This is a genomic window from Streptomyces sp. NPDC041135 (genome assembly GCF_055592085.1).
Genome location: NZ_JBVIYZ010000010.1, coordinates 182,390 through 208,375 on the forward strand (window position 1 = coordinate 182,390; position 25,986 = coordinate 208,375).

Here is a 25,986-nt window from a genome sequence, read left to right on the forward strand (position 1 = left end):
CAGGAGCTAGGCGCCTCATGGGTCACGTGTCCCACCGTCGCGCCGTCCGGGCGACCGGCGCCGGCCGCGGCGGACCGCGGGTCGTCTCGCTCGTCCCGTCCCTCACCGAGGCGGTCGCCGTCTCCCGGCCCGGGGTGCTGGTGGGCGCCACCGACTGGTGCTCCCACCCGGCCGGCCTGGACGTGACCCGGGTGGGCGGCACCAAGAATCCCGCGCTGGACCGGATCCTCGCTCTCCGCCCCGACCTGGTGATCGCCAACGAGGAGGAGAACCGCGGGCCCGACCTGGACGCTCTGCGCGCGGCCGGCGTCGAGGTGCTGGTCACCGAGGTGCGCAGCGTGGCGCAGGCGTTCACGGAGCTGGCCCGGGTGCTGCGGGCGTGCGGCGCGGCGGGCCGGCCGGGCTGGCTGGACGACGCCGAGGCGGCCTGGTCGGCGCACCAGGTCCTGGGCGGGCCCGCGGCCCGGGTGACGGCGGTGGTGCCTGTCTGGCGGCGTCCGTGGATGGTGCTGGGCCGGGACACCTTCGCCGGTGACGTGCTGGCCCGCCTGGGCGTGGACCACCTCTACGCCGCTCACGCCGAGCGCTACCCGCGCGTCCCCCTCGACGAGCTGCGGGCCGTCGCCCCCGACCTCGTGGTGCTGCCGGACGAGCCCTACCGGTTCACGGCCGGCGACGGCCCGGAGGCGTTTCCCGGGCTGCCCTGCGCGCTGGTCTGCGGGCGGCATCTGACCTGGTACGGCCCGTCCCTGGCCGAGGCGCCGCGGGTGCTGGCGCGGGCGCTGCGGGCAGCTCGCCGCTGACCAGCGCGCGTACCGTCGCGGCGGCCACCGCGAGCCAGGCCGCGACGAGCCCGCCGTACAGGAGGGCGGCCAGGACGCCGTAGGCGGCGAGCCCGGTGTGCCGGGCGAGGGCGGCGCAGCCGGTGACGCAGGTGCCGACGGGGAAGGTGAACGACCACCAGCTCAGCGAGAAGCGCATGCCGCGCCGCCGGGCCCGCACCACGTGCGCGGTCGCCATGCCCAGCCACAGCAGCGCGAAGCCCATGACCGGCACCCCGTAGAGCACGGCGACGACGCCGAGGACGCGGTCCCATGCGGCCGGCAGGACACCGGGGGCGGTGTCGGCGAACATCCCGGCGGCGGTCGTGGACTGCCCCAGCGGGCCGAGGACCAGGAACAGGGCCGGGGTCGGGGCGAGCGGCAGCGGGCCGCCGGTGAGCAGCCGGGCGAAGACCAGGGGCAGGATCAGCAGTGTCGCCAGGAGGCTGAGCCCGAACAGGGACACGCACAGCAGCAGCAGGATCTGCCGGGGCAGGCCGGGCGGCAGGTGCGCCACCAGCAGCGGTCCGAGCGCGGCCGACACCATGGGCGGCACCAGCGCCAGCAGCCACACGGGCGTCGCGTCCCCGGGCCCCACCCGGTGCCGTACGGCCATGAGGTACGGCACGGCGACGGCGACCGCCAGCCCGAGCGCCGTACCGGCGGTGAACAGCACGGCGTCCAGGACGACGGCCGCCTCGGTGCCGATCAGGCTCCGGCCGGCCGTCAGGGCGCCGCCGCCCACGACGACCAGGGCCATGGCGGCGCAGCCGTGGAAGGGCGCCGTCGCGGGGTCGAGGAGGTGGGCGCGGGCCTGGTCGCCGTGGTGGGTCCAGTGCCGGGCGCGGGCCGCCAGCAGTACGGCAAGTGCCAGCAGCGACAGCGCCCACACGGCGGTGCACAGGGCGCGCGGCCACCCGGCGGGCACCGGCAGCGCGGCCCCGGCGGTGGCGACGCCCGCGGTGCCCATGACCCCGGCGTACCAGTGGGGGCCGAGGTGGCGCACCCGCGCGGCGCGGGCCGGCGGGCGCACGGGAGGTGGCCGGCGGATGCCGGAGGGCCGGCGGACGTCGAGCGGAGCGGGCTGGAGGGGCTGGACGGGCTGGGCGGCGGTGACCATGGCGGCCACCCTTCCGGCAGGCGCCGCCCCCGACCAGCCGGTACTCGTCTATGGCCACATAAGCTGGTCTTATGAGCAGCGCGGCGGAACGTGACGGCGACGAGCGGCGGCCCGGGGGTTCGCTGGCACACCGGGTGCCCGATCTCGGGGCACTGGAGCTGCTGCTCGCCGTGGCCCGGCTGGGCAGCCTCGGGGCGGCGGCCCGGGAGGTCGGCATCACCCAGCCGGCCGCCAGCAGCCGCGTCCGCTCCATGGAACGCCAGCTCGGGGTGGCCCTCGTCGACCGCTCGCCGCGCGGCTCCCGGCTCACCGCCGCGGGCGCCCTGGTGACCGACTGGGCCCGGCGGGTCGTCGAGGCGGCCGAGGCGTTCGACGCGGGCGCGCAGGCGCTGCGGGACCGGCGGGACTCCCGGCTGCGGGTGGCGGCGAGCATGACGATCGCCGAGTACCTGCTGCCCGGCTGGCTGATCGCGCTGCGGGCCCGGCGCCCGGACACCGCCGTGTCGCTGCTCGCCGGGAACTCTGCGGCGGTGGCCGAGCGGCTGCTCGCGGGCGAGGCCGACGTCGGCTTCGTGGAAGGGCTCTCGGTGCCGCCCGGCCTGGACTCGGTGGTGATCGCCCACGACCGCCTGGTCGTCGTGGCCGCGCCGGCCCACCCCTGGGCCCGCCGCCGGCGCCCGCTCGCGGCGGCCGAACTGGCCTCCACGCCGCTGATCCTGCGCGAGACGGGCTCCGGCACGCGGCAGGTCCTGGACGCGGCCCTGGGCGGCCTGGCCCGCCCGCTGATCGAGCTGTCCTCGACCACCGCGGTCAAGGCGTCGGCGGTCAGCGGCGCGGGTCCCGCCGTGCTCAGCGAGCTCGCCGTCGGCGACGAGCTGTCGCTGCGCCGGCTCGTGCGCGTCCCGGTGGAGGGGGTCGCCCTCAGCCGGGACCTGCGCGCCGTCTGGCCGACCGGCCACCGCCCGACCGGCCCCGCCCGCGACCTCCTCTCCCTCACCCGCGCCCACCCCACCGAGCCGACCTGACCGGCGCCCGTCCCCGTCCAGGGGGCCTGACCGGCCCGTCCCGGCCCTGGCCTGACCAGCGCCTGTTCCGGCCACCGGGCCTGACCGGCGCCGGTCCCGTCCAGGGACCTGACCCGCGGCCGTCCTGACCATCCGGCCCGGCCACCGGGCCTGACCTGCGCCCGTCCCGGCGACCCGGCCAGACGCGTGCCCGCCCCACCGAGCCGGCCTGACCGGCCCGTCCCGGGCAGGGGGCCTGACCCGCTGCCGTCCTGGCCATCCGCCCCGGCCGGCGCGCGTTCCGGCCACAGGCCTGACCCGCACCCGCCGCAGCGACCCGGCCTGACACGTGCCTGCCCCAGCCAGGGGGCTGATCCGCGCCCGTCCCGGCCATCCGACCTGACGCGTGCCCGCCCCAGCGACCCAGCCCGACCCGCGCCCGCCCCAGCCAGGAGGCCCGACCCGCGCCCCTCCCGGCAACCCGGCCTGATCCGCGCCCGCCCCGGCCCCCCTGCCTGACCGGCGCCCCGCCGCACCGCACGGGCTCGGAAGCGGACTCCCGTGTCAGCCCGCCCGGCCGCCCCGGTCACCCGGTCCGACCCGCGCCCGCCCGAGGCGCCCGGCGTGCACCGCCTCCGCACCGATGCGGAGGCTTATCCGCACCGGTGCGGAGGCTCAGTGGGCGTCCGGCACCGGAGCGCACCGGAGCGCGGGAGCCGGTTCCGTGGACGCCGCGGCGATCAGCGCCCGCATCACCCGCGGGTCCTCGCCCATCTCCGGGTGCCACTGCACGCCCAGCGCCCAGTGCGGGGGCGGCAGTTCGATGGCCTCCACGGTGCCGTCCGCCGCGTGGGCCGAGGGCAGGAGGCCGTCGCCGAGCCGGTCCACCGCCTGGTGGTGGTAGGTCGGCACGGTCGCCTCCTCCGGGACCGCGGCGGCGTACAGCGTGCCGGGGACGGGCGTGACCGGGTGGCCGCCGAAGACGCCGACCGCCTCCGCGTGCCCGTCCAGGTGCTGGACGAGGGTGCCGCCCAGGGCGACGTTCAGCAGCTGCATGCCCCGGCAGACGCCCAGCAGCGGCACCCGCGCGGCCAGGGCCGCCTCGATCAGCGCCAGTTCCCAGGCGTCCCGCTCCGGCGCGGGCGGACCGGTGCGCGGTGAGCGTTCGGCGCCGTAGCGGGCGGGGTCGACGTCCGGGCCGCCCGCGATCACCAGCCCGTCGAGGCGGGCCACGGTCGCGGCGGCCGCCCCGGGGTCGTCCGGCGGCAGCAGCGCGGCCAGTCCGCCGGCCCGCTGCACCATGCGCGGGTACGCGGCGGGCAGCAGCGCCGCCGCCAGCTCCCAGACGCCCCAGCGCGCCCCGGACTCCAGATACGTGCTCACGCCGATCAGCGGTCGTCGCCCGGTCACGCGTCCCCTCCCATCGCCCCGCCCCGCACCGTCATCCCCGCGCCCCCCCCGCAAAGGTGCACTGGAGAACCTTCACAGATCCCCGGTCGCGCCGACAGCGAGCCGCTCACGTCAGAAAGCCCCGCAGCAGGGCCGCCGTGCCCGCGCAGTGTTCCCGCATCATCTCCCGCGCCCCGTCCGCGTCCCCCTCCAGCACCGCGTCCACCAGGGCCGTGTGCTGGCGCTGGGAGTGCTCCAGGTTGCGCACCAGCAGCGGGATGCAGTCGAGCAGGTCGTTCACCGCGGCCCGCACCGCCGCGTACTGGGCGGTCAGCGTCGGCGAGCCGCACAGCTCGGCCAGGGTGAGGTGGAGCAGGGTGTCCTCGCGCCGGTAGTCGGCGAGCGGGGCGTCGTGCGTGCGGGTGAGCGCCGTACGCAGCCGGGCGGCCCGCTCACCGGTCAGCCCGTGCTCGGCGCACAGGCCCGCCGCGCCCACCTCCAGCACCTCACGGAAGCGGAGCACGTCCTCGATGTCCACCTCGGCGACCCGGCGCCGCAGTTCGCCCTCACCGCCCGCGCCGGCGCGCGGCAGCACGAACGTGCCGCCGTAGCGCCCGCGCCGCGACTCCACCAGACCCTGCTCCTGGAGCACCTTCAGCACCTCGCGCAGCGTCACCCGGCTGATCCCGAGCCGCCGCGCCAGCTCCCGCTCGGCCGGCAGCCGCTCACCGGCGGGCACCAGCCCGAGCCGGACGACCTGGAGGACCTGTTCCAGCGCCTCCTCGAAGCCGTTGCCCGCCCGCACCGGGCGCAGCACGGGGGCCAGCCGGTCACCGGTCGGCCCGCCCGGCCGGCCGCCGGGTCCCGGCGCACGCGTGTCCCGCGGCATCCGGCCGCACCCCCTTCCCAAGTAATGGTCGCCCGCCATACCTTATGGTTCCCGACCGGCCGAAGCAGCCGCAAGGAGGCTCCCCCCGTGGCAGACCGCACACCCCCGCTGAGCGTCGAGGAACTGCGCGCCCGCGTCGCCGGCGGTGAGATCGACACCGTCGTCCTGGCCTTCCCCGACATGCAGGGGCGGCTCCAGGGCAAGCGGTTCGCCGCCCGCTTCTTCCTCGACGAGGTCCTGCACCACGGCACCGAGGGCTGCAACTACCTGCTCGCCGTCGACACCGAGATGAACACCGTCGACGGCTACGCGATGTCCTCCTGGGACCGCGGCTACGGCGACTTCGCCATGCGCCCCGACCTCGCCACCCTGCGCCGGGTCCCCTGGAACGCGGGCACGGCCATGCTGCTGGCCGACCTCGCCTGGGACGACGGCTCCCCGGTCACCGCCGCCCCCCGGCAGATCCTGCGCCGCCAGCTGGAGCGGCTCGCCGCGCTCGGCCACACCGCGCAGGTCGGCACCGAGCTGGAGTTCATCGTCTTCCGGGACACCTACGAGCAGGCCTGGGACGCGCACTACCGCGGTCTGACCCCGGCCAACCAGTACAACGTCGACTACTCGGTCCTCGGGACCGGCCGCGTCGAGCCGCTGCTGCGCCGCATCCGCAACGAGATGGCGGGCGCCGGCCTCACCGTCGAGTCCGCCAAGGGCGAGTGCAACCCCGGCCAGCACGAGATCGCCTTCCGCTACGACGAGGCCCTGCGCACCTGCGACCAGCACGCCGTCTACAAGACCGGCGCCAAGGAGATCGCCGCCCAGGAGGGCATGTCGCTCACCTTCATGGCCAAGTTCAACGAGCGCGAGGGCAACTCCTGCCACATCCACCTCTCGCTCGCCGACGCGGACGGCGCCAACGCCATGGCGGGCTCCGCCGCGGATCCCGGCGGCATGTCGCCGGTCATGCGCCACTTCCTCGCCGGCCAGCTCGCCGCGCTGCGGGACTTCTGCCTGCTCTACGCCCCCAACATCAACTCCTACAAGCGGTTCCAGCCGGGCTCGTTCGCCCCCACCGCCGTCGCCTGGGGCCGCGACAACCGCACCTGCGCCCTGCGCGTCGTCGGCCACGGCCGCTCCCTGCGCTTCGAGAACCGGCTGCCCGGCGGGGACGTCAACCCCTACCTGGCGGTGGCCGGTCTGGTCGCCGCCGGGCTGTACGGCGTCGAACAGGAACTGGAACTGCCCGAGCCGTGCGCCGGCAACGCCTACAGCGCCGGTTACGCCCAGGTCCCCACCACCCTGCGGGAGGCCGCCGAGCTGTGGGAGAACAGCCCGATCGCCCGGGCCGCCTTCGGTGACGAGGTGGTCGCGCACTACCGGAACATGGCCCGCGTCGAACTGGAGGCCTTCGACGCCGCGGTCACCGACTGGGAGCTGCGCCGCTCCTTCGAACGCCTGTGAGGGGTGCCGTGTCCCAGCCGTACGAACTGACCGTCCTCAACCCCGCCACGGAGGAGGTCGTCGCCACCGTCGAGGGCGCCCTCGAGTCCGACGTCGACGCCGCCGTCCTGCGGGCCGCACGCGCGCAGCTCGGCTGGGCGGCGCTCGCGCCCGCCGACCGGGCCCGGCTGCTGCGCCGGTTCGCCGCCGTCGTCGACGACCACCTCGAGGAGCTGGCCCGGCTGGAGGTCCGCGAGGCCGGGCACACCGTCGGCAACGCCCGCTGGGAGGCGGGCAACGTCCGCGACCTGCTGGAGTACGCGGCCGGGGGAGTGGAGCGGCTCGCGGGCCGGCAGATCCCGGTGCCCGGCGGCCTGGACGTCACCCTGCTGGAACCGCTCGGTGTCGTCGCCGTCATCGCGCCCTGGAACTTCCCCCTGCCGATCGCCGCCTGGGGCACCGCCCCCGCGCTCGCCGCCGGCAACGCGGTCGTCCTCAAGCCCGCCGAGACCACCCCGCTGACCGCGCTCCGCCTGGCCGAACTGGCCCTGGCGGCCGGGCTCCCCGAGCACCTCTTCCAGGTCCTGCCCGGCCGCGGCGACATCGCGGGCGAGGCGCTGGTGCGGCACCCCGGGGTCGCCAAGGTGGTTTTCACCGGCTCCACCCGGACCGGGAAGCGGGTGATGGCCCTGTGCGCCGAGCAGGTCAAGCCGGTCACCCTGGAACTCGGCGGCAAGAGCCCCAGCATCGTCTTCGCCGACGCCGACCTGCGGGCCGCCGCCGACCCCTTCTCCTTCCTCGACAACGCCGGACAGGACTGCTGCGCCCGCACCCGCGTCCTCGTCCAGGAGCCGGTGTACGACGAGGTCCGCGCGCTGCTCGCCGACGCGCTGGCCGCCGTCGTGGTGGGCGACCCGGCCGACGAGAAGACCTCCATGGGCCCGCTGATCTCCCGGCGGCAGCTGGAGCGCGTACGGTCCTACGTCCCCGACGACGCCCCGGCGCTGCGCGGCAGCGCGCCCGGCGGACCCGGCTTCTGGTTCCCGCCGACCGTGCTCACCGGTGAGCGGGCGGACTCACGGGCGGCGCGCGAGGAGATCTTCGGCCCGGTGGCCGTGCTGCTGCCCTTCCGCGACGAGCAGGACGCGGTCCGCCTCGCCAACGACACCCCCTACGGCCTCTCCGGCTCCGTCTGGACCCGCGACATCGGCCGCGCGCTGCGCGTCTGCCAGGGCGTGCGGGCCGGCAACCTGTCCGTCAACTCCCACTCCAGCGTCCGCTACTGGACCCCGTTCGGCGGCTACAAGCAGTCCGGCCTCGGCCGGGAACTGGGCCCCGACGCCCTGAGCGCCTTCACCGAGACCAAGAACGTCTTCATCAGCACGGAGGGCCCCGCACAGTGACCGCATCCCCGGACGCACCCGTCTGCCGCCGCCTGACCGGCCGTACCGCCGTCGTCACCGGAGCCGGCAGCGGCATCGGTCTCGCCACCGCCCGCCGGCTCGCGGCCGAGGGCGCCCACGTCGTCTGCGGCGACGTCGACGAGGCGAGCGGCGCGGCCGCCGCCGAGGAGGCCGGCGGAATCTTCGTGAAGGTGGACGTCACCGACCCCGCGCAGGTCGAGGCCCTGTTCAAGGCGGCGTACGACGCCTACGGCAGCGTGGACGTCGCCTTCAACAACGCGGGCATCTCGCCGCCCGACGACGACTCCATCCTGGAGACCGGCCTGGAGGCCTGGAAACGCGTCCAGGAGGTCAACCTCACCTCCGTCTACCTGTGCTGCAAGGCCGCCATCCCCTACATGCGGCGCCAGGGCCGGGGCTCCATCATCAACACGGCGTCCTTCGTGGCCCGGATGGGCGCCGCGACGAGCCAGATCTCCTACACCGCGTCCAAGGGCGGCGTGCTCGCCATGTCCCGGGAACTGGGCGTGCAGTTCGCCCGCGAGGGCATCCGTGTCAACGCCCTGTGCCCCGGCCCGGTCAACACCCCGCTGCTGCGGGAGCTGTTCGCCAAGGACCCCGAGCGGGCCGCCCGCCGCCTGGTGCACATCCCGGTCGGCCGGTTCGCCGAGGCCGAGGAGATCGCCGCCGCCGTCGCGTTCCTGGCCAGCGACGACTCCTCGTTCGTCAACGCCACCGACTTCCTGGTGGACGGCGGTATCTCGGGCGCGTACGTCACGCCCCTGTAGGGATGAACCGGTACGGTCCACGCGTATGCGACACCTCCTCGCGTGGACCCTGGCCGCGGCCGCCGTCCTGGCGGCCGCACCCCCCGCCGCGCACACCCGTCCCGGCTGCCCGCGGCTGGACGGGGGCTGGCGCGCCGCCGACCGGGCCCGGCTGCAACGGGTGATCGACGCCCACGGCACCTGCGCCGCCCGCCCCGGCCCCCGCCCGGTCGCCGCCTTCGACTGGGACAACACCGTCACCCGCAACGACACCACCGACGCCACCCTCTCCTGGGCCCTGCGCCACGACCGGCTCCCGCGCCCCGCCCGCTGGAGCGACACCAGCGCCTGGCTGACTCCGGCCGCCGACCGCGCCCTCACCGCCGCCTGCGGCACCGGCGCGGGCGCCGCCCTGCGCACCTCCGCCCGGCCGCGCTGCACGGACGAGATCCTCCGCATCCGCGACAGCGGCACCACCACCGGCGGCGCCCCCGCCTTCAGCGGCCGCTACGACCACCGGCGCACCCTGCCGCAGTACGCCTGGGTCCCGCGCCTCTTCGCCGGCCGCACCCCCGCCGCCGTCGCCGCCTACGCCCGGGCCGCCCGCCGCGAGGCCCTCGCCGCCCCCGTCGGCGCCACGCGCACCCTCGGCACGCACACCGTGCCCGCCTGGGTCCGCGCCTACCGCCCGCAGCGCGCCCTGATCAGCGCCCTGCGACGGGCCGGCTTCGAGGTGTACGTCGTCTCCGCGGGCTTCCAGCCCGTCACCGAGGTCTGGGCCGCCGGCGTCGGCATCGACGCCGCCCACACCATCGCCGTCCGGCCCGTCCTGGACCACCGCGGCCGGATCACCGTGCGCAGCGAGGGCTGCGGCGGCGTCCCGGCCGGACCGGGCGCGGTCATGCCGTACATCGACGGCAAGCGCTGCTGGATCAACCAGGAGGTGTACGGCGTCCACGGCGCGGCCGCCTGGCGACGGCAGCCGTGGCGGCTGCGGCCCGTGCTCGCGGCGGGCGACGCCGACACCGACGTCACCTTCGTCGGCGACGCCACCGGCGCCCACCTGGTCGTCAACCGCAACAAGCCCGAGCTGATGTGCCGGGCCTACGACGACGCCGACGGGCGCTGGCTGATCACCCCGATGTTCATCGCCCCGCTGCCGCGCCGAGCGGACCCCTACCCGTGCGCGAGCACCGCCCGCACCGCCTCCGACGGCACCCGCGGCCCGCTGCGCCGCCCGGACGGCACCGTCGTGCCGGACCAGGCGGACACCGTGTACTGAGCCGGCCGCCGCCCGGGCCGGGAACGGGCCCGCAGGGGCCTGCCGGCACGACCGGGACTACAGGAAGGTACGGCCCTCGCCGCGGTAGGTGGGCACGGTCGCCGTCACCGTGTCCCCCTCGACCAGGTGCAGCGCCATGAACCGCTCGCACAGCTCACCGGCCTTCGCGTGCCGGAACCAGACCTTGTCGCCGATCAGCAGGTCGTCGGCGGGCGAGCCGAGCAGCGGCGTCTGCACCTCGCCCGGCCCCTCCTGCGGGTCGTAGGACAGCCCCTCCGGCAGGTAGGGCACCGGCAGCCGGTCGGGTCCGGCGGCGCCCGAGGCCGGGTAGCCGCCGCCCAGCACCGTGACGACCCCGACACCCGGCCGCCGCACGACGGGCTGGGCGAACAGGGCGGCCGGGCGCCCGGTGAAGGACGTGTAGTTGTCGAACAGCCGCGGCACGTACAGCCCCGAGCCGGCCGCGATCTCCGTGACGGCGTCCTCGGCCGCGGTGTGCTGCACGCTGCCCGTGCCGCCGCCGTTGACGAACTCCAGGTCCGGCGCGACCGCCCGGACCGCCCGCACCGCGGCCGCCCGCCGCTCGGCCAGCTCCCGGCGGGCGGTGGCCTGCATCAGCCGGATCATCCGCGAGCGCAGCGGCCGCCCGGCGAGAGCGTCCCCGACCCCGGCGATGTGCCCCTCGTACGCCATGATCCCCACCAGCCGGAAGCCGGGCCGCCGGGCCACCGCCCGCGCCAGGTCGGCCAGGTGGGCGGGGGAGTGCAGCGGCGAGCGCAGCGCCCCCACCCGCACCCGCCCGCCGAGGAGCCGGAGCGAGGTGTCCAGCTCCAGGCAGACCCGCACCTCCTCACGGCCGCCGTCGCGGGCGGCCTCGATCAGGTCCAGCTGCGCCGGGTCGTCGACCATCACGGTGACGGCGGCGGCGAGCTTGGCGTCGGCGGCCAGCTCCGCGAACCCCGCCCGGTCGGCGGACGGGTAGGCCAGCAGCACGTCGTCGAACCCGGAACGCGCGAGCCACAGCGACTCGGCGAGCGTGTACGACATGATCCCGTGGAAGCCGTCCTTCGCCAGGACCCGCTCCAGCAGGGCGCGGCAGCGCACCGACTTGCTGGCGACGCGGACCGGCTTGCCCCCGGACCGGCGGACGAGGTCGGCCGCGTTGGCGTCGAAGGCCTCCAGGTCCACGATCGCGAGGGGGGCGTCGAGATGGGCGGTGGCCCGGTCGTAACGGGCCCGGTCGGCGGCGCGCGCAGTCATGACCGCAGCCTGCCAGACAGCCTTACCGCAGGGTAGGGGGACGATCCGGGCAGATGCCCCGGGGTCGGCGACTGGTTCCCGCTCGCCGCCGGACAACCCGTAGAGTGACGCGCACGTACGGCGGAACGATCCCGGCCGCGCCGGTTGAGCGGGGATGCCGGTTCAGCCGTACGGGTATGCAGTGCCCGGGAGGACGTCCTGCCCCGGGCCGGCCGCCACGACGGCCCGCCTACCAGGAGAAGCGGCCCGGGCACGAGGAAACGGGGGGTGCATGAGCACGGAAGCGCGGCGCGCCCCCGTCCCGCCACGGCCCTCCGAACCGCCCCGCCCCGCCGCCCCGCCCCCGGGCCCCGACGCCCCCCGCGACGACACCGGCGCCGTACGCCCAGGGCCCCCGGCGCACGACCCGCCCGCGCGACCGGCCGACGGCGGCCACGGCGGCGCCCCGGACAGCGGCCCCCCGCACCGCTCGGGCGGCCCGGCCGCGCCCCGCGTCACCCTGCCCCGCCACCCGGACCTGCGGGCCACCGCCCCGCCCCGGTCCGGGGAGTCCGCGAGCCCGCCGCCACCGCCCGCCTCCGCCCGCTTCCCCGACGCACCGCCCGGACCCCGCGCGGACGGCCGCCCCCCGGCCGCGCCGCCCCGGCGCCCGGCCGCCCCCGCGGAGACGACCGGACGGCTGCGCCCGGTACCCGCCGACCCCGGCGCGCCCGCCCGCACCCGCCCCGCCGGCGCGCCGCCCGAGCCCCCGCACCGCCCCGGCACCGGCACGGGCACCGGCGCCGCCTGGAGCCCGGCCGCGCCGGCCCGCCCCGGCGGCCCGGCCCTGCCCCCGGACCCCGCCCTGTCCTGGAGCGCGCCCCCGGCCCGGCCCGTGGTCTCCTTCGGGGAGCCCGAGGGCTACGACGAGCGCTCCCGGGCCAGGCCACTGGGCGGGCCGGCGCGGACGCGCACCGCCGCTGCCGCCGCCTGCGCCGTCCTCGGCCTCGGCCTCATCGGCGGAGCCGTCACCGGCAGCTGGCTCACCGGGAACGGTGACCACGGGCGGCCGGGCAGCGGGTTCACCGCGGCCGCCGCCCTCTGGCACAGCGTGCCGGTCGACCGGCTCTTCCCGCCCACCGTCCAGGGCACCGGCGCCGGACCCGGCGGCGCCGACCGCACCTGGACCCGGATCGCCGTCGCCCCGGACAGCACCTGCGCGCCCGCCCTCGACCCGCTGCTGCGCAAGGCGCTCGCCCCCGTCGGCTGCCGGCGGCTGCTGCGCGCCACCTACACCGACGCCACCCAGAGCTTCGTCACCACCGTCGGCCTGCTGTTCACCGACGCCGACCCCGCCGCCATGGCCGCGCTCGCCACCCGCTTCCGCGACGAGCACCTGGAGCGCCGCGCCGACCTGATGCCCCGCCCCTACGCCGCCGCGGACACCGCCGCGGCCCGCTTCGGCGACCGCCAGCGCGCCTCCTGGACCGTCTCCGTGCTCACCGACGCCCCGGTCGTCGCCTACGCGGTCTCCGGCTGGGCCGACGGCCGCACGGTCGACGACCCCCAGCCGGCCGCCGACGCCACCGCCACCGGCGCCGGCTCGGCGCCCGCCCAGGCCGGGCTCGGCAACGAGGCACAGGGCCTGGCCGACCGTATCGAGCGGCGGCTGCGCCAGAGCGTCGCACCGGCCAGGGAGACGACCTCGTGAACCGCACGGCCGGCTCCGCACTGAGCCTCCTGCTCGCCGGCGCCTTCGCCGTGCTGCCCGCCACGGCCGCGTACGCCGACGGCATCCGCGCCCAGCAGTGGGGCCTGACCGCCCTGCACCTCCAGCAGGCCTGGCGCACCACCAAGGGCAAGGGCGTCACCGTCGCCGTCCTGGACACCGGCGTGGAGGCCGACCACCCCGACCTCGCCGGGAACGTGCTGCCCGCCAAGGACATGGTCGGCTTCGGCGCCCGGGAGGGCGACCGCGCCTGGGCCCGGCACGGCACGGCCATGGCCGGCATCATCGCCGGCCATGGTCACGGCGCCGGCCACGCCGACGGCGTCATGGGCGTCGCCCCGCAGGCGCGCGTCCTCCCCGTGCGGGTCATCCTGGAGGACGGCGACCCCGCCCGCGCCAAGGCCCGCAGCACGCGCGGCAACGCCCTCGCCGAGGGCATCCGCTGGGCCGCCGACCACGGCGCCGACGTCATCAACCTCTCCCTCGGCGACGACTCCGCCTCCGCGCACCCCGAACCCAGCGAGGACGAGGCCGTCCAGTACGCCCTGAAGAAGGGCGTCGTCGTGGTGGCCTCCGCGGGCAACGGCGGCGACAAGGGCGACCACGTCTCCTACCCGGCCGCCTACCCGGGCGTCATCGCCGCCACCGCCGTGGACAGCTACGGCACCCGCGCCGCCTTCTCCACCCGCCGCTGGTACTCCGCCGTCAGCGCGCCCGGCGTCGACGTCGTCATCGCCGACCCGGACCACAGGTACTACCAGGGCTGGGGGACCAGCGCCGCCTCGGCGTTCGTCTCCGGCTCGGCGGCGCTGATCAAGGCCGCCCACCCGGAGCTGACCCCGGCGCAGATCAAGAAACTGCTGGAGGACACCGCCCGGGACGCCCCGGTCGGCGGGCGTGACGACTCCCGCGGCTTCGGCCTCATCGACCCGGCCGCCGCGCTCGACGCCGCCGCCCGCCTGAAGCCGCGCGGCCTGCGTCCGGCGGCCTCCTCCCGCGCCTACTTCGGCCCGGGCCCCGACGCGGCCGCCTCCGGCACCGGCCCGGCCGACTGGACCGGCCCCCTCGCGGGCGGCACCGGCGCGGTCCTCCTCGTCGCGGCCGGCGTCCTGTGGCGCACCCGGGCCCCGCGCCGGGCCGACGGCCGCTGAGACCCGCCGCGCCCGGTGCCGCACAGGCGCCGCCCTACCGGTCGGCGGCCGCCGGGGCGGAGGACGCGGCGGGTGCGGTGAAGGCCGACAGCGCCGCCTTCGCGGCCGCCTCGACCAGCGCGACGCCCTTCGCCTGGCTCGCCGTGCCGTCCGACAGCACGGCGACCAGGTAGCGGGTGCCGCCGGCCGTGATCTCGCCGATGCTGTTGACGTCCCACAGCCCGGTCGCGCTGCGCGGCAGCCAGCCGTTCTTCAGCGCCCAGGCCGAGCCGTCGGCGGCCGCCGAGACACCCCAGTGCTGACCGGCCTGCACGCGCCGCATCAGCCCCTGCACGTAGGCCCGCGAGGCCGCGCTCAGCTCGGAGTCGCCGCCGAACACCTGCCGCAACAGCGTGAGCTGGTCGGCGGCCGTCGTCCGGGTCAGCCCCCACAGCGCCCCGGCGCCGCCCGTGGTGGCGGTCAGCCCGAAGCGCTCGTCGGCGGCGTCGAGCCCGTCCGCCCCGCCGATGTCCCGCCACAGCGCGGACGCCGAGGCGTTGTCGCTGCTGACGATCATCTTCGTGGCGTACGCCCGCTCGGTGGCCGTCAGCCGCCGGTCCGCGTCCTGTGCCCGCAGCAGCAGCGCGGCCAGGATGCCGACCTTGACGATGCTCGCCGTGTCGAAGGCCCCGTCGCCGTAGGCGGCGCGCTGCCCGGAGTCCAGGTCCAGCACCGCGGCCGACACCCGCGCCCCCGGCGGCACGTCCACCGCCGCCATCGCCTGCCGCAGCAACGCGGCCCGGTCCACGGCCGGCGCGGCCGCGGGCTCCGCCGCTTCGGCGCCGCCCGCCGCGGCCGGGGAGGAGGCCGGCGCGGAGGCGGCGGAACCCGGGGAGGCCGTGGCCGCGCCGGAGTGCGCCCGGGCCCGCACGTACACCGTGCCCCCGGCCGTGGCGCCGACGACCGCGACGGCGGCCAGGGCGGTGCACAGCAGGGCGCGGCGGTAGCGGGACGGGCGGGTGCGACGGCGTCCGTGGACCGGGGAGGACTCCATGCCCGCGATGCTCGGGGCGCGGACTGTGCGCCCCCTCGGACGGGAGTGAGAGGCGGGTCAGGGAACGCTGAGATTCCGGTGAGAGCGGTGACACCCCGTTGCGGGGGGCGCTCGGGCGCACCGGTTCTCCCCCGATAGGGTCGGTGACCGTGGCGAACAAGAACATTCCCGACCCCGGCTTCTCCGACGACGACGGCTCCGCCGATCCCCGGCTGAGCGCCGCCCTCGCCGCCTGGGCCGCGGACCGCACCGCCGTGGACCCGGTCCTGGCGGCGCTGAAGGGCGCCCGGCTGCTGGTGCCGGTGGTGGCCGTGCTCGGCGAGGTGGAGACCGACGAGAACGGGCTGCGCCGCGAGAAGACCAGCGACATGGCCGTGCCGACCCTGAAGGCGGGCTCCCGGACCGCGCTGCCCGCGTTCACGTCGACCGCCTCGCTGGCCCGCTGGGACCCGGCGGCCCGCCCCGTCGCCGTACCCCTGCACCAGGCGCTGCGGGCGGCCGCGCACGAGAAGGCCGACACGGTCGTGCTGGACCTGGCCGGTCCGGTGCCGTTCGAGCTGACGGGCCCGGCGCTGCTGGCGCTCGCCGAGGGCCGCGCGACGGCCGATCCGCTCACCGACCCGGCCGTGGTGGAGGCGGTGCGGGCCGCCGTCGCCGCCGAGCCCGCCGTGGTCCGCGCCCACCTCGGCCCCGGCGGGGCGGACGGCACCCTCGCGCTGGTCCTCGATCCGGCCGCCGCCCCGGCCGAGACGGCCCGGGCCGTCGCCGGGCGGCTGGCCGCCGACCAGACGCTGCGGGCCCGCCTGGTGCGCGGCCTCGACCTGGCACTGCTGCCGGCCGGGACCACCCCACCGGGCGAGCCCCTGTACGTACGCGGATGAGCCGGGCGGCCACCGGTCCGGGCCGCCCTTCACGCTCTAGCCGTAGACGGGACCGGTGTACTTCTCGCCCGGGCCCTGGCCCGGCTCGTCGGGGACCAGGGAGGCCTCGCGGAAGGCCAGCTGGAGTGACTTCAGGCCGTCGCGCAGCGGGGCGGCGTGGAAGGAGCTGATCTCGGTGGCGGACGCGTCGAGCAGGCCGGCGAGCGCGGTGACCAGCTTGCGGGCCTCGTCGAGGTCCTTGTACGTGTCGCCCTCCTCGCTCAGTCCGAGCTTCACGGCGGCCGCGCTCATCAGGTTGACGGCGACCGTCACGATCACCTCGACCGCGGGGACCTCGGCGATGTCGCGGGTCATCTCGTCGAAGCCGGGCTGCTCGGGCGTGGCCGAAGGGGGGGTCTCACTCATGCCCCACACGATAAGCGCTGCGGCCCCGCGCCCTCGGATTAGCCCATCCCCACCGTTGCTGCTAACCTTGTGTGACGACCGGCCGAGTGCGTCAAGACCCTGTCCTGGCGTCCGGCCCACAAGTGGAGGCTCCGATCTCCCACCTGACCGTCCTCCGGGACGGCGGGTCACCCGGTCAGGCGGCCCCCATCGTTCCGTACGGACGATGGAGTCGCCCGAACGCGCGCCCCGCGGCCACGCGGCGGTGCTCCGGTGTCATTGGAGCCCCGTCTGTGATCGTCCGGGGCATTTTTTGTGCCTCGGTGCGGTTAGGTCATCACCGAACCACATGACGTTACGCGGCTGTCCGCCAGACCGCCGTGTGGTGCTACCGAGGAGGATCCATCAGCGCCGAGCCCCGCATCAACGACCGGATTCGCGTTCCCGAGGTGCGACTTGTCGGTCCCAGTGGCGAGCAGGTGGGCATCGTCCCCCTGGCCAAGGCACTGGAGCTTGCGCAGGAGTACGACCTGGACCTGGTCGAGGTCGCGGCGAACGCCCGTCCGCCCGTGTGCAAGCTCATGGACTACGGGAAGTTCAAGTACGAGTCGGCCATGAAGGCCCGTGAGGCGCGCAAGAACCAGGCGCACACGGTCATCAAGGAGATGAAGCTCCGGCCGAAGATCGACCCGCACGACTATGACACCAAGAAGGGTCACGTCGTCCGGTTCCTCAAGCAGGGCGACAAGGTCAAGATCACGATCATGTTCCGTGGTCGCGAGCAGTCCCGGCCCGAGCTGGGCTACCGGCTGCTGCAGCGGCTCGCGGAGGACGTCCAGGACCTCGGTTTCGTCGAGTCGAACCCGAAGCAGGACGGCCGGAACATGATCATGGTTCTCGGTCCGCACAAGAAGAAGACCGAGGCGATGGCCGAGGCCCGCCAGGCGCAGGAAGCCCGCAAGGCCGACGCGAAGGCCAACCCCGGCAAGTCGCAGAACGCCGCGGAGTCCGAGGGCGCCGAGGGTGACCACGACGCCGAGGTCGCCGAGGAATCGGCCGAGGCTCCGGCCGAGGCTTCCGCCGAGGCGTGATCCCGGGGGACGCGAGTCCCCGAGGATGTAACCGAAACAAGAGCGACGCTTCACGTGCCCGGTTTTCGTGACCGGGCACCGGAGCGCCACCGACGAGGAGAGAACGGCGCTATGCCGAAGAACAAGTCGCACAGCGGTGCCAGCAAGCGCTTCAAGATCACCGGCTCCGGCAAGGTGCTCCGCGAGCGCGCCGGCAAGCGCCACCTGCTCGAGCACAAGTCGTCCCGTGTGACGCGTCGCCTCACCGGCAACGCCGAGATGGCCCCGGGCGACGCCGCGAAGATCAAGAAGCTTCTCGGCAAGTGACGTCACGGCGCCGTCACTGAGCGCCGTACGTCGAGACCGGGACCCATTCGATACCGGGCCGCGTGAGTCCCACCGCGGCCCCGCTACAAGGAGTTAACAAGTGGCACGCGTCAAGCGGGCAGTCAACGCCCACAAGAAGCGCCGGGCGATCCTCGAGGCGGCCTCCGGCTACCGCGGTCAGCGTTCGCGCCTGTACCGCAAGGCCAAGGAGCAGGTCACCCACTCGCTGGTCTACAACTACAACGACCGCAAGAAGCGCAAGGGCGACTTCCGTCAGCTGTGGATCCAGCGCATCAACGCCGCTGCCCGCGCCAACGGCATCACGTACAACCGCTTCATCCAGGGTCTGAAGGCCGCGAACGTCGAGGTCGACCGCAAGATCCTGGCCGAGCTGGCCGTCAACGACGCGAACGCCTTCGCGGCGCTCGTCGAGGTCGCGCAGAAGGCGCTGCCGTCGGACGTCAACGCGCCGAAGGCCGCGTGACGCTGCGCCGGCTCCAGCCGATGTGATTCGGGACCCGCAGGCTTCACGGCTTGCGGGTCCTGTCGTTGGGCGGGGCGGCGGGCGGCCGTCGTCCGGCCGCCGGCCGCCCCGCCCGGTCGCGCAGTTCCCCGCGCCCCCGCAGGGTGCCACGAGTCACCGAAAGTGTGAGGATGTCTCCCGTCTCTCCTGAGCTGATCTCGCCCCGGTCCGCGCGGGTCGCCGCCGCGCGGCGGCTCGCCAAGCGGAACTTCCGGGGCAAGGACCGGCTGTTCCTCGCCGAGGGGCCGCAGGCCGTGCGGGAGGCCGCCGGGCACCGGGGCACGGACGGGACCGCGACGCTCGTCGAGCTGTTCGCCACCCCCGAGGCCGCGGAGCGCTACGCCGACATCGTCGCCGCGGCCCGCGAGGCGGGCGCCCGGGCGCACCTCGCCTCCGAAGAGGTCATCGCGGAGATCTCCACCACCGTCACCCCGCAGGGACTGGTCGGGGTCTGCCGGTTCCTGGACACCCCGTTCGAGGAGATCATGGCCGCGCGGCCCCGGCTCGTCGCCGTGCTCGCCCACGTCCGCGACCCCGGCAACGCCGGCACCGTGCTGCGCTGCGCCGACGCCGCCGGCGCCGAGGCCGTGATCCTCACCGACGCCTCCGTCGACCTGTACAACCCCAAGGCCGTACGCGCCTCCGTCGGCTCCCACTTCCACCTGCCCGTGGCCGTCGGCGTCCCCGTCGAGCAGGCCGTGCGGGGGCTGAAGCAGGCCGGGGTGCGCATCGTCGCCGCCGACGGCGCCGGCGACCGCGACCTCGACGAGGAACTGGACAAGGGCACCATGGGCGGCCCCACCGCCTGGGTCTTCGGCAACGAGGCCTGGGGCCTGCCGGAGGAGACCCGCGCCCTCGCCGACGCCGTCGTCCGCGTCCCGCTCCACGGCCGGGCCGAGAGCCTGAACCTCGCCACCGCCGCCGCCGTATGTCTGTACGCGTCGGCCCGCGCACAGCGCGGCTCCGGAGGGTGCCGTCCGGTCACTAAGAGCTAGTAAGGTGACCAGCTCGGGGCCCTGCGCCGGCTGAGAGGTGGGGTACGGGGATGAGTGTGGTCGGCACGAGCACGGCGCCGGACGGGCGGGACACGCCCCGCACACCCGCGCCCCGCCACGACGGCCCCGGCACCGCCCCCGCCGACGACCCCGGCATCGACCCCGCCACCGCCTCCGGCATCGACCCCGACGACCTGCCCGACGGCCTGGTCGTCGCCGACGAGAACGGCCGCGTCGTCTGCTTCAACGCCGCCGCCGAACGCATCACAGCCCTGCGCGCCGCCGACGCCCTCGGCCGCGGCCTGGAGCGGGCCCTGCCCCTGGAGGACCTGGAGGGGCGCCGCTGGTGGCAGCTGACCGACCCGTACGGCGGGCTCGCCATCCGGGTGCGGCAGCCCGAGCGCAACCTGCTGCTGCCCGGCGGCCGGGAAGTCCTCGTCTCCGCCCGCTACGTGCGCGCCGAGCCCACCGGACCGGTCCGGCGCGTCGTCGTCTCGCTGCGCGACACCGAGGCCCGCCGCCGCACCGAACGCAGCCACGCCGAGCTGATCGCCACCGTCGCCCACGAGCTGCGCTCCCCGCTCACCTCCGTCAAGGGCTTCACCGCGACCCTGCTGGCCAAGTGGGAGCGGTTCACCGACGACCAGAAGCGGCTGATGCTGGAGACCGTCGACGCCGACGCCGACCGGGTCACCCGCCTCATCGCCGAGCTGCTGGACATCTCCCGCATCGACTCCGGACGGCTGGAGGTGCGCCGCCAGCCCGTCGACATCGGCGCCGCCGTCGGCCGGCACATCCAGGCCTACGTCGCCGCCGGGCTGCCCGCCGACCGCTTCCTGCTGCGCCTGGAGCAGCCGCTGCCCGCCCTGTGGGCCGACCCCGACAAGGTCGACCAGGTGCTGAGCAACCTGATCGAAAATGCGGTGCGGCACGGCGAGGGAACCGTCACCATCGACATCACGCCCGCCGCGTCCCCCCGGGAAGGGGAGGACACCGGCACGTCGGTCACGGTGAGCGACGAGGGCCCCGGCATCCCGGAGGAGTCCATGAACCGTGTCTTCACCCGCTTCTGGCGGGGCAGCAAGCGCGGGGGCACCGGCCTCGGGCTGTACATCGTCAAGGGCATCGTCGAGGCCCACGGCGGCACCATCACGGTCGGCCGCGCCCCCGGCGGCGGCGCCAGGTTCCGATTTACGTTGCCCGTGAGCACTCCGGCGTACCTGACCTGAGCGGCCCGCGGGCGCAGACACCAATCTCCACCCCGTTAGACTCGGCCTTTGGCACCTTTGTGTCCCATGGACGGCCCTCCGCTCTCTGTGCGAGTCGGTGACGGGGACCATCAGCTCGGGGGCACCTCCCAGCGGTAGCTGGGGGACAATCGGAAGCACGGGAAGAGATGTCGGCACCGAATAAGTCGTACGACCCGGTAGAGGTCGAGGCCTTGAAACCGGAAGAGATCGAGCGCATGCGCGAGGAGGCGCTCGCCGCCTTCGCCGCCGCGGACTCCCTCGACGCGCTCCAGGAGGCCAAGGTCGCCCACACCGGCGGCACCTCCCCGCTGTCCCTCGCCAACCGCGAGATCGGCGCCCTGCCCCCGCACGCCAAGGCGGACGCGGGCAAGCGCGTCGGCATGGCCCGGGGCGCCGTCAACAAGGCCCTCGCCGCCCGCCAGGCCGAGCTGGAGGCCGAGCGCGACGCCCGGGTGCTGGTCGAGGAGGCGGTGGACGTCACGCTGCCCTACGACCGCGTCGCGCCCGGCGCCCGCCACCCGCTGACCACGCTCTCGGAGCGCATCGAGGACGTCTTCGTGGCCATGGGCTACGAGGTCGCCGAGGGCCCCCAGGTCGAGGCCGAGTGGTTCAACTTCGACGCGCTCAACATCGGCCCCGACCACCCCGCGCGCGGCGAGGCCGACACGTTCTTCGTGCAGGGCCCGGAGGGCGGCACCGAGTCCGGCGTCGTCCTGCGCACCCACACCTCGCCCGTGCAGATCCGCTCCCTGCTGGAGCGCGAGCTGCCGGTCTACGTGATCTGCCCCGGACGCGTCTACCGCACGGACGAACTCGACGCCACCCACACGCCCGTCTTCCACCAGGTCGAGCTGCTCGCCGTGGACGAGGGCCTGACCATGGCCGACCTCAAGGGCACCCTGGACCACATGGTCCAGTCCCTGTTCGGCGAGGGCATGAAGACCCGGCTGCGCCCGAACTTCTTCCCCTTCACCGAGCCGTCCGCCGAGATGGACATGGTCTGCTACGTCTGCAAGGGCGAGTCCGTCGGCAACCCCGACCGCCCCTGCCGCACCTGCTCCAGCGAGGGCTGGATCGAGCTGGGCGGCTGCGGCATGGTCAACCCCAAGGTGCTGACCGCCTGCGGTGTCGACCCGGAGAAGTACAGCGGATTCGCCTTCGGGTTCGGCATCGAGCGGATGCTGATGTTCCGCCACAACGTCGAAGACATGCGAGACATGGTCGAGGGTGACGTCCGGTTCACCCGGCCGTTCGGGATGGAGATCTGATGCGGGTCCCGCTTTCCTGGCTGCGGGAGTACGTCGACCTGCCGGCCACCGAGACCGGCCGCGACGTCCAGGCCAAGCTCGTGTCCGCCGGACTCGAGGTGGAGACCGTCGAGCAGCTCGGCGCCGACCTCAAGGGGCCGCTGGTCGTCGGGCAGGTGCTGAGCATCGAGGAGCTGGAGGGCTTCAAGAAGCCGATCCGCTTCTGCACCGTCGACGTCGGCCGAGCCAACGGCAGCGGCGAGCCCCAGGAGATCGTCTGCGGCGCCCGCAACTTCGCGGTCGGTGACAAGGTCGTCGTGGTGCTGCCCGGCGCGACCCTCCCGGGCGGCTTCTCGATCTCCGCGCGCAAGACGTACGGCAGGACCTCGCACGGCATGATCTGCTCCAGCGACGAGCTGGGCATGGGCGACGACGGTACCCACGGCATCATCGTGCTGCCGCCGGAGACCGAGGTCGGCAGGGACGCCGTCGAGCTGCTCGAACTGGTCGACGAGGTCCTCGACATCGCCGTCACCGCCAACCGCGGCGACTGCCTGTCGATCCGCGGCGTCGCCCGCGAGACCGCCATCGCCTACGGCCTGCCGCTGCGCGACCCGGCGCTGATCGACGTACCGGCCCCGAACGCCTTCGGCCACCCGGTGCGGGTCGCCGACCCGGCCGGCTGCGACCGCTTCACCGCCCGCACGGTGACCGGTCTCAGCCCCGAGGCGCGCTCCCCGATCTGGCTGCGGCGCCGGCTCCAGAAGGTCGGCATGCGCCCGATCTCGCTGGCCGTCGACGTCACCAACTACGTGATGATGGAGCTGGGCCAGCCGCTGCACGCCTACGACCGCGCGCTGGTCCGGGGCACCATCGGGGTCCGCCGGGCCGAGGAGGGCGAGAAGATCGCCACCCTCGACGGGGTCACCCGCACCCTGCACGCCGAGGACCTGGTGATCACCGACGACCGCGGCCCCATCGGGCTGGCCGGCGTCATGGGCGGCGCCGACACGGAGATCGCCGACCACGAGGACCCCGAGGGAGCCGCGACCACCGACGTGGTGATCGAGGCCGCCCACTTCGACCAGGTCGCCGTCGCGCGTACCGCCCGCCGGCACAAGCTGTCCTCCGAGGCGTCCCGGCGCTTCGAGCGCGGCGTCGACCCGCAGGCCGCCCCCGCCGCCGCCCAGCGCGCCGTCGACCTGCTGGTGCTGCTCGCGGGCGGCACCGCCGAGGCCGGGGTCACCGAGGTCATCGCCCCGTCCGCGCCGCACACCATCGCCATGCCCGCCGACCACCCCGACAAGGTCGCCGGCGTCGAGTACGGCCGCGAGAGCGTCGTACGCCGCCTCCAGGAGGTCGGCTGCGACGTGTACGGGCAGGACGAGCTGATCGTCACCGTGCCCTCCTGGCGTCCCGACCTAGGCGAGGCCAACGACCTGGCCGAGGAGGTCATCCGGCTGGAGGGCTACGAGAACCTGCCCTCCACGCTGCCCAAGGCACCCTCGGGCCGCGGCCTGACGCACCGCCAGCGGCTGCACCGCCGGGTCGGCCGGGCCCTGGCGGGCGCCGGCTACGTGGAGGCGCCGAACTACCCGTTCGTCAGCGAGCAGGTCTTCGACCAGCTCGGCCTGGCCGCCGACGACCCGGCCCGCCGTGTCGTCCGGCTGGTCAACCCGCTCAACGACGAGGAGCCCGCCCTCCGTACGTCGCTGCTGCCGGGCCTGCTGGGCGCGCTGCGCCGCAACGACGGCCGCGGCGCGCACGAGCTGGCCCTGTTCGAGACCGGCCTGGTCTTCCTGCCGGGGCAGGAGCAGCGCACCGCCGCCCCGCTGCCGGTCGACCGGCGCCCGACGGACGCGGAGATCGCGGAGCTGGACGCCGCGCTGCCCGAGCAGCCGCGCCACGTCGCCGCCGTCCTGGCCGGCGCCCGTGAGCAGGCCGGCTGGTGGGGCCGGGGCCGTCCGGCCGACTGGGCCGACGCGGTCGAGGCCGCCCGCACGGTGGCCCGGGAGGCCGGCGCCGAACTGGGCGTGCGCGCCGGCCGGTACGGGCCGTGGCACCCCGGCCGGTGCGCCGAGCTGACGGTCACCGTCGACGGCACCGAGCGGATCGCCGGCCACGCCGGTGAGCTGCACCCGCGCGTGGTCAAGGCGCTGGGCCTGCCCGACCGCACCGCCGCGATGGAGCTGGACCTGGACCTGCTGGAGCGGGCCGGGGGCGGCGCCGTGCGGGCGCCGCGCATCTCCGCGTTCCCGGTCGCCACGCAGGACGTCGCCCTGGTGGTCGACAGGTCCGTGCCGCACGCCGAGGTGGAGGCGGCGCTGCGCACCGGCGCGGGCCCGCTGCTGGAGGCGATCCGGCTGTTCGACGTGTACGAGAACGCCGAGCAGCTGGGCACGGACAAGAAGTCCCTGGCGTACGCGCTGCGCTTCCGCGCGGCCGACCGGACCCTGACCGTCGACGAGGCGTCGGCGGCCCGGGACGCGGCCGTCGCGCTGGCGGGCGAGCGCACGGGAGCCGTGCTGCGCGGCTAGCGGCGCAGCACGGAGAGTACGGCTGTCCGGCCGGCCACGGGTCCTCCGTGGCCGGCCGGCGGCTTTCCGGGCCGCCTCACACCCGCCCCCGCCTGCATATATGCGGACACTCTTGATCCAGCTCACTCGATCGGGTGTAAAAGGTCCGGTGATCCGCCCGATCGGGGCATGCCGTCGACAGAATCGGACCGGCCTTTCGAGGTCGGTCCGTCCGCTCGCTCAGGGCCTACTTGGGGGCCATCGGCATGATCCGCATCAAGGCACGGGCACCTACCCGGCGGAACACCGCACACCAGCCCGGCCGCCACCCGCGCCGCCGCGCACTGACCGCCCTGGGCCTGCCCACGGCGTGGGGCGCGGCGGCCGTCGGCTACAAGCTCGGCTGCCCGCTCGCCCAGCAGAACGGCCTCGGCGCCCGGATCGTCACCAGCGCCGTCTTCTTCGCCGTCGGCACCGGCCTGATAGCCCACGTCCGGCGCACCCTGCTGCGTGAGCTGCACCAGGCCCGCCGGGTCGCCGGCGCCGCCCAGAGCGTCGTCCTGCGACCGCTGCCGCCCCGCCTCGACGGACTGCACGTGGCCGCCGCCCAGCTCTCCGCCGACCGCGGCGCGGCCATCGGCGGCGACCTGTACGAGGCCGTCGCCACCGAGCACGGCGTCCGCGTCGTGATGGGCGACGTGCGCGGCCACGGGCTCGCCGCCCTCGGCACCGTCGCCGCCGTCCTCGGCTGCTTCCGCGAGGCCGCCCACGACGAACCCGGGCTCGGCGGCGTGCTGCACCGGCTGGACCGCGCCCTCGCCCGGCACCTGCGCGAGCGGGCCCGCGCCGAGCACCCCGCGACCGGCGCCCAGGAGCCGGACCACCCGGTGGCCGAGGAGTTCGTCACCGTCCTGCTGCTGGAGATCACCCACGACGGCGAGATCCGCGCCCTCAACTGCGGTCACCCCTGGCCGTACCTGGTCAGCGGCCACCGCCTGGAGCCGCTGTCGCACGCCGAACCGCTGCCTCCGCTGGGGCCGTTCCCGCTGCCGCCCGAGCCGGCGGTCCTGGGCTGCGGCCCGCTGCTCCCCGACGCGTCCCTGATCCTGTTCACGGACGGCGCCGAGGACGTCCGGGACCACCGCGGCCGCTTCTTCCCGCTGGCCGCGGTGCTGCGCGAGGCCGTACGCCGTCCGGCGGCCGGTCCCCAGGCGGTGCTCGGCACGGTCTTCACCGCCCTGCTCCAGCACACCCGCGGCGCCCCGACCGACGACATCGCCCTGCTCGTCCTGCGCAACGAACGCGGACAGCGGCACACCGCCGCGACCCGCCCCGCCACCCGGCCCGCCGCCCACGACCCGCAGCCCACCACCGGCCGTTGACGGAACCCGACGGCCGGGCCACCGCACTGTGTGAGGGGGAGCAGGCGGCCCGGCCGGCCTCTTGCGAGGCATTTCAGTCAACCGGCCGGACACGCAGCGCGACAGCGCGCGCACAGTGCGGATGCGGGCACTCCGTTCACACCCCGT

General features: G+C 75.6%; 22 protein-coding genes and 1 pseudogene. 17 read left to right on the forward strand and 6 right to left on the reverse strand.

The window, feature by feature from the left end; translation table 11 throughout:
• The first annotated feature begins 17 nt into the window (after window positions 1-17).
• Entirely contained in the window at window positions 18-803 is a 786-nt protein-coding gene (locus tag ACZ6CZ_RS23560; protein WP_469024438.1) for a helical backbone metal receptor, read from the forward strand.
• Here ACZ6CZ_RS23560 and ACZ6CZ_RS23565 read toward each other — a convergent pair.
• Window positions 718-1,941, reverse strand: a pseudogene (locus tag ACZ6CZ_RS23565) (TDT family transporter); the annotation flags it as partial. The gene ACZ6CZ_RS23560 and the pseudogene ACZ6CZ_RS23565 sit on opposite strands and share 86 nt — an antisense overlap.
• A gap of 71 nt (window positions 1,942-2,012) precedes the next feature.
• Here ACZ6CZ_RS23565 and ACZ6CZ_RS23570 point away from each other — a divergent pair.
• On the forward strand, window positions 2,013-2,966 hold the full coding sequence (locus ACZ6CZ_RS23570) for a LysR family transcriptional regulator (RefSeq protein WP_469024441.1): 954 nt from the start codon (window positions 2,013-2,015) through the stop codon (window positions 2,964-2,966).
• 654 nt (window positions 2,967-3,620) lie between these two features.
• Here ACZ6CZ_RS23570 and ACZ6CZ_RS23575 read toward each other — a convergent pair.
• Window positions 3,621-4,355 (reverse strand): gamma-glutamyl-gamma-aminobutyrate hydrolase family protein, encoded by a 735-nt coding sequence (locus ACZ6CZ_RS23575; RefSeq protein WP_469024444.1) that lies wholly within the window; start codon window positions 4,353-4,355, stop codon window positions 3,621-3,623.
• Window positions 4,356-4,461: 106 nt separating this feature from the next.
• Window positions 4,462-5,223 (reverse strand): FadR/GntR family transcriptional regulator, encoded by a 762-nt coding sequence (locus tag ACZ6CZ_RS23580; protein ID WP_469024447.1) that lies wholly within the window; start codon window positions 5,221-5,223, stop codon window positions 4,462-4,464.
• An 87-nt stretch (window positions 5,224-5,310) separates the two neighbouring features.
• On the opposite strand from ACZ6CZ_RS23580, the gene ACZ6CZ_RS23585 reads away from it, so the two are divergent.
• The 4 genes from ACZ6CZ_RS23585 to ACZ6CZ_RS23600 are packed head-to-tail and all read left to right on the forward strand — an operon-like array spanning window position 5,311 to window position 10,112.
• Complete coding sequence (locus ACZ6CZ_RS23585; protein WP_469024450.1) at window positions 5,311-6,681, forward strand: glutamine synthetase family protein; 1,371 nt, start codon at window positions 5,311-5,313, stop codon at window positions 6,679-6,681.
• An 8-nt stretch (window positions 6,682-6,689) separates the two neighbouring features.
• A complete protein-coding gene (locus ACZ6CZ_RS23590) occupies window positions 6,690-8,063 on the forward strand; it encodes an aldehyde dehydrogenase family protein (RefSeq protein ID WP_469024452.1) in 1,374 nt (457 codons plus the stop codon).
• On the forward strand, window positions 8,060-8,851 hold the full coding sequence (locus ACZ6CZ_RS23595; protein ID WP_469024454.1) for a 3-oxoacyl-ACP reductase: 792 nt from the start codon (window positions 8,060-8,062) through the stop codon (window positions 8,849-8,851). Before ACZ6CZ_RS23590 ends, ACZ6CZ_RS23595 begins: the two co-directional genes overlap by 4 nt.
• 25 nt (window positions 8,852-8,876) lie before the next feature.
• The gene (locus tag ACZ6CZ_RS23600) at window positions 8,877-10,112 is read left to right on the forward strand and encodes an HAD family hydrolase (protein WP_469024456.1); all 1,236 of its coding nucleotides are present in this window, start codon (window positions 8,877-8,879) and stop codon (window positions 10,110-10,112) included.
• A 57-nt stretch (window positions 10,113-10,169) separates the two neighbouring features.
• Here the strand turns inward: ACZ6CZ_RS23600 and ACZ6CZ_RS23605 are convergent, their stop codons facing one another.
• Entirely contained in the window at window positions 10,170-11,372 is a 1,203-nt protein-coding gene (locus ACZ6CZ_RS23605; RefSeq protein ID WP_469024459.1) for an amino acid deaminase/aldolase, read from the reverse strand.
• 271 nt (window positions 11,373-11,643) lie between these two features.
• Between ACZ6CZ_RS23605 and ACZ6CZ_RS23610 the strand changes: the two genes are divergently transcribed.
• Together ACZ6CZ_RS23610 and mycP are read left to right on the forward strand one after the other, a co-directional pair.
• Window positions 11,644-13,062 (forward strand): hypothetical protein, encoded by a 1,419-nt coding sequence (locus tag ACZ6CZ_RS23610; RefSeq protein ID WP_469024461.1) that lies wholly within the window; start codon window positions 11,644-11,646, stop codon window positions 13,060-13,062.
• Window positions 13,059-14,231, forward strand: coding sequence for a type VII secretion-associated serine protease mycosin (gene mycP / locus ACZ6CZ_RS23615; protein WP_469024463.1), 1,173 nt, complete (start codon window positions 13,059-13,061; stop codon window positions 14,229-14,231). The genes ACZ6CZ_RS23610 and mycP overlap by 4 nt, the downstream gene beginning before the upstream one ends.
• 34 nt (window positions 14,232-14,265) lie before the next feature.
• Here the strand turns inward: mycP and ACZ6CZ_RS23620 are convergent, their stop codons facing one another.
• The gene (locus ACZ6CZ_RS23620; protein WP_469024466.1) at window positions 14,266-15,264 is read right to left on the reverse strand and encodes a serine hydrolase; all 999 of its coding nucleotides are present in this window, start codon (window positions 15,262-15,264) and stop codon (window positions 14,266-14,268) included.
• A gap of 149 nt (window positions 15,265-15,413) precedes the next feature.
• Here ACZ6CZ_RS23620 and ACZ6CZ_RS23625 point away from each other — a divergent pair, with 149 nt between their 5' ends.
• Window positions 15,414-16,145, forward strand: a complete 732-nt coding sequence (locus ACZ6CZ_RS23625; RefSeq protein WP_469024468.1) for an SseB family protein — start codon at window positions 15,414-15,416, stop codon at window positions 16,143-16,145.
• 36 nt (window positions 16,146-16,181) lie between these two features.
• On the opposite strand, the gene ACZ6CZ_RS23630 is transcribed toward ACZ6CZ_RS23625, so the two are convergent.
• Window positions 16,182-16,550 carry a DUF1844 domain-containing protein gene (locus ACZ6CZ_RS23630; RefSeq protein ID WP_469024471.1) on the reverse strand — a complete coding sequence of 123 codons (369 nt, stop codon included), beginning with the start codon at window positions 16,548-16,550 and terminating at the stop codon, window positions 16,182-16,184.
• A 359-nt stretch (window positions 16,551-16,909) separates the two neighbouring features.
• Between ACZ6CZ_RS23630 and infC the strand changes: the two genes are divergently transcribed.
• From infC to ACZ6CZ_RS23670, 8 genes are all read left to right on the forward strand, one after another.
• The gene (gene infC, locus ACZ6CZ_RS23635; protein ID WP_469024474.1) at window positions 16,910-17,620 is read left to right on the forward strand and encodes a translation initiation factor IF-3; all 711 of its coding nucleotides are present in this window, start codon (window positions 16,910-16,912) and stop codon (window positions 17,618-17,620) included.
• A 111-nt stretch (window positions 17,621-17,731) separates the two neighbouring features.
• Window positions 17,732-17,926: a 50S ribosomal protein L35 gene (rpmI, locus tag ACZ6CZ_RS23640; protein ID WP_003977225.1), complete on the forward strand. Its 195-nt coding sequence runs from the start codon at window positions 17,732-17,734 to the stop codon at window positions 17,924-17,926.
• Between the two features lie 100 nt (window positions 17,927-18,026).
• Entirely contained in the window at window positions 18,027-18,410 is a 384-nt protein-coding gene (gene rplT, locus ACZ6CZ_RS23645; RefSeq protein WP_020938960.1) for a 50S ribosomal protein L20, read from the forward strand.
• Window positions 18,411-18,580: 170 nt separating this feature from the next.
• A complete protein-coding gene (locus ACZ6CZ_RS23650; protein WP_469024477.1) occupies window positions 18,581-19,444 on the forward strand; it encodes a TrmH family RNA methyltransferase in 864 nt (287 codons plus the stop codon).
• A 50-nt stretch (window positions 19,445-19,494) separates the two neighbouring features.
• Entirely contained in the window at window positions 19,495-20,673 is a 1,179-nt protein-coding gene (locus tag ACZ6CZ_RS23655; protein ID WP_469024480.1) for a sensor histidine kinase, read from the forward strand.
• Window positions 20,674-20,840: 167 nt separating this feature from the next.
• On the forward strand, window positions 20,841-21,962 hold the full coding sequence (pheS, locus tag ACZ6CZ_RS23660) for a phenylalanine--tRNA ligase subunit alpha (RefSeq protein ID WP_469024483.1): 1,122 nt from the start codon (window positions 20,841-20,843) through the stop codon (window positions 21,960-21,962).
• Entirely contained in the window at window positions 21,962-24,478 is a 2,517-nt protein-coding gene (pheT, locus tag ACZ6CZ_RS23665; RefSeq protein ID WP_469024485.1) for a phenylalanine--tRNA ligase subunit beta, read from the forward strand. The genes pheS and pheT overlap by 1 nt, the downstream gene beginning before the upstream one ends.
• Before the next feature lie 245 nt (window positions 24,479-24,723).
• Window positions 24,724-25,839, forward strand: a complete 1,116-nt coding sequence (locus tag ACZ6CZ_RS23670) for a PP2C family protein-serine/threonine phosphatase (RefSeq protein WP_469024487.1) — start codon at window positions 24,724-24,726, stop codon at window positions 25,837-25,839.
• Window positions 25,840-25,986: the final 147 nt, after the last annotated feature.

Excerpts from the sequence above, each read along its gene's own strand:
- ACZ6CZ_RS23570 (WP_469024441.1), top strand. The coding sequence starts at position 2,013 with ATGAGCAGCGCGGCGGAACGTGACGGCGACGAGCGGCGGCCCGGGGGT.
- pheT (WP_469024485.1), top strand. The coding sequence starts at position 21,962 with ATGCGGGTCCCGCTTTCCTGGCTGCGGGAGTACGTCGACCTGCCGGCC.
- ACZ6CZ_RS23610 (WP_469024461.1), top strand. The coding sequence starts at position 11,644 with ATGAGCACGGAAGCGCGGCGCGCCCCCGTCCCGCCACGGCCCTCCGAA.
- pheS (WP_469024483.1), top strand. The coding sequence starts at position 20,841 with ATGTCGGCACCGAATAAGTCGTACGACCCGGTAGAGGTCGAGGCCTTG.
- ACZ6CZ_RS23580 (WP_469024447.1), bottom strand. The coding sequence starts at position 5,223 with ATGCCGCGGGACACGCGTGCGCCGGGACCCGGCGGCCGGCCGGGCGGG.
- ACZ6CZ_RS23670 (WP_469024487.1), top strand. The coding sequence starts at position 24,724 with ATGATCCGCATCAAGGCACGGGCACCTACCCGGCGGAACACCGCACAC.
- ACZ6CZ_RS23620 (WP_469024466.1), bottom strand. The coding sequence starts at position 15,264 with ATGGAGTCCTCCCCGGTCCACGGACGCCGTCGCACCCGCCCGTCCCGC.
- rpmI (WP_003977225.1), top strand. The coding sequence starts at position 17,732 with ATGCCGAAGAACAAGTCGCACAGCGGTGCCAGCAAGCGCTTCAAGATC.
- ACZ6CZ_RS23600 (WP_469024456.1), top strand. The coding sequence starts at position 8,877 with ATGCGACACCTCCTCGCGTGGACCCTGGCCGCGGCCGCCGTCCTGGCG.
- ACZ6CZ_RS23655 (WP_469024480.1), top strand. The coding sequence starts at position 19,495 with ATGAGTGTGGTCGGCACGAGCACGGCGCCGGACGGGCGGGACACGCCC.
- ACZ6CZ_RS23630 (WP_469024471.1), bottom strand. The coding sequence starts at position 16,550 with ATGAGTGAGACCCCCCCTTCGGCCACGCCCGAGCAGCCCGGCTTCGAC.
- ACZ6CZ_RS23560 (WP_469024438.1), top strand. The coding sequence starts at position 18 with ATGGGTCACGTGTCCCACCGTCGCGCCGTCCGGGCGACCGGCGCCGGC.
- ACZ6CZ_RS23650 (WP_469024477.1), top strand. The coding sequence starts at position 18,581 with ATGTCTCCCGTCTCTCCTGAGCTGATCTCGCCCCGGTCCGCGCGGGTC.
- ACZ6CZ_RS23605 (WP_469024459.1), bottom strand. The coding sequence starts at position 11,372 with ATGACTGCGCGCGCCGCCGACCGGGCCCGTTACGACCGGGCCACCGCC.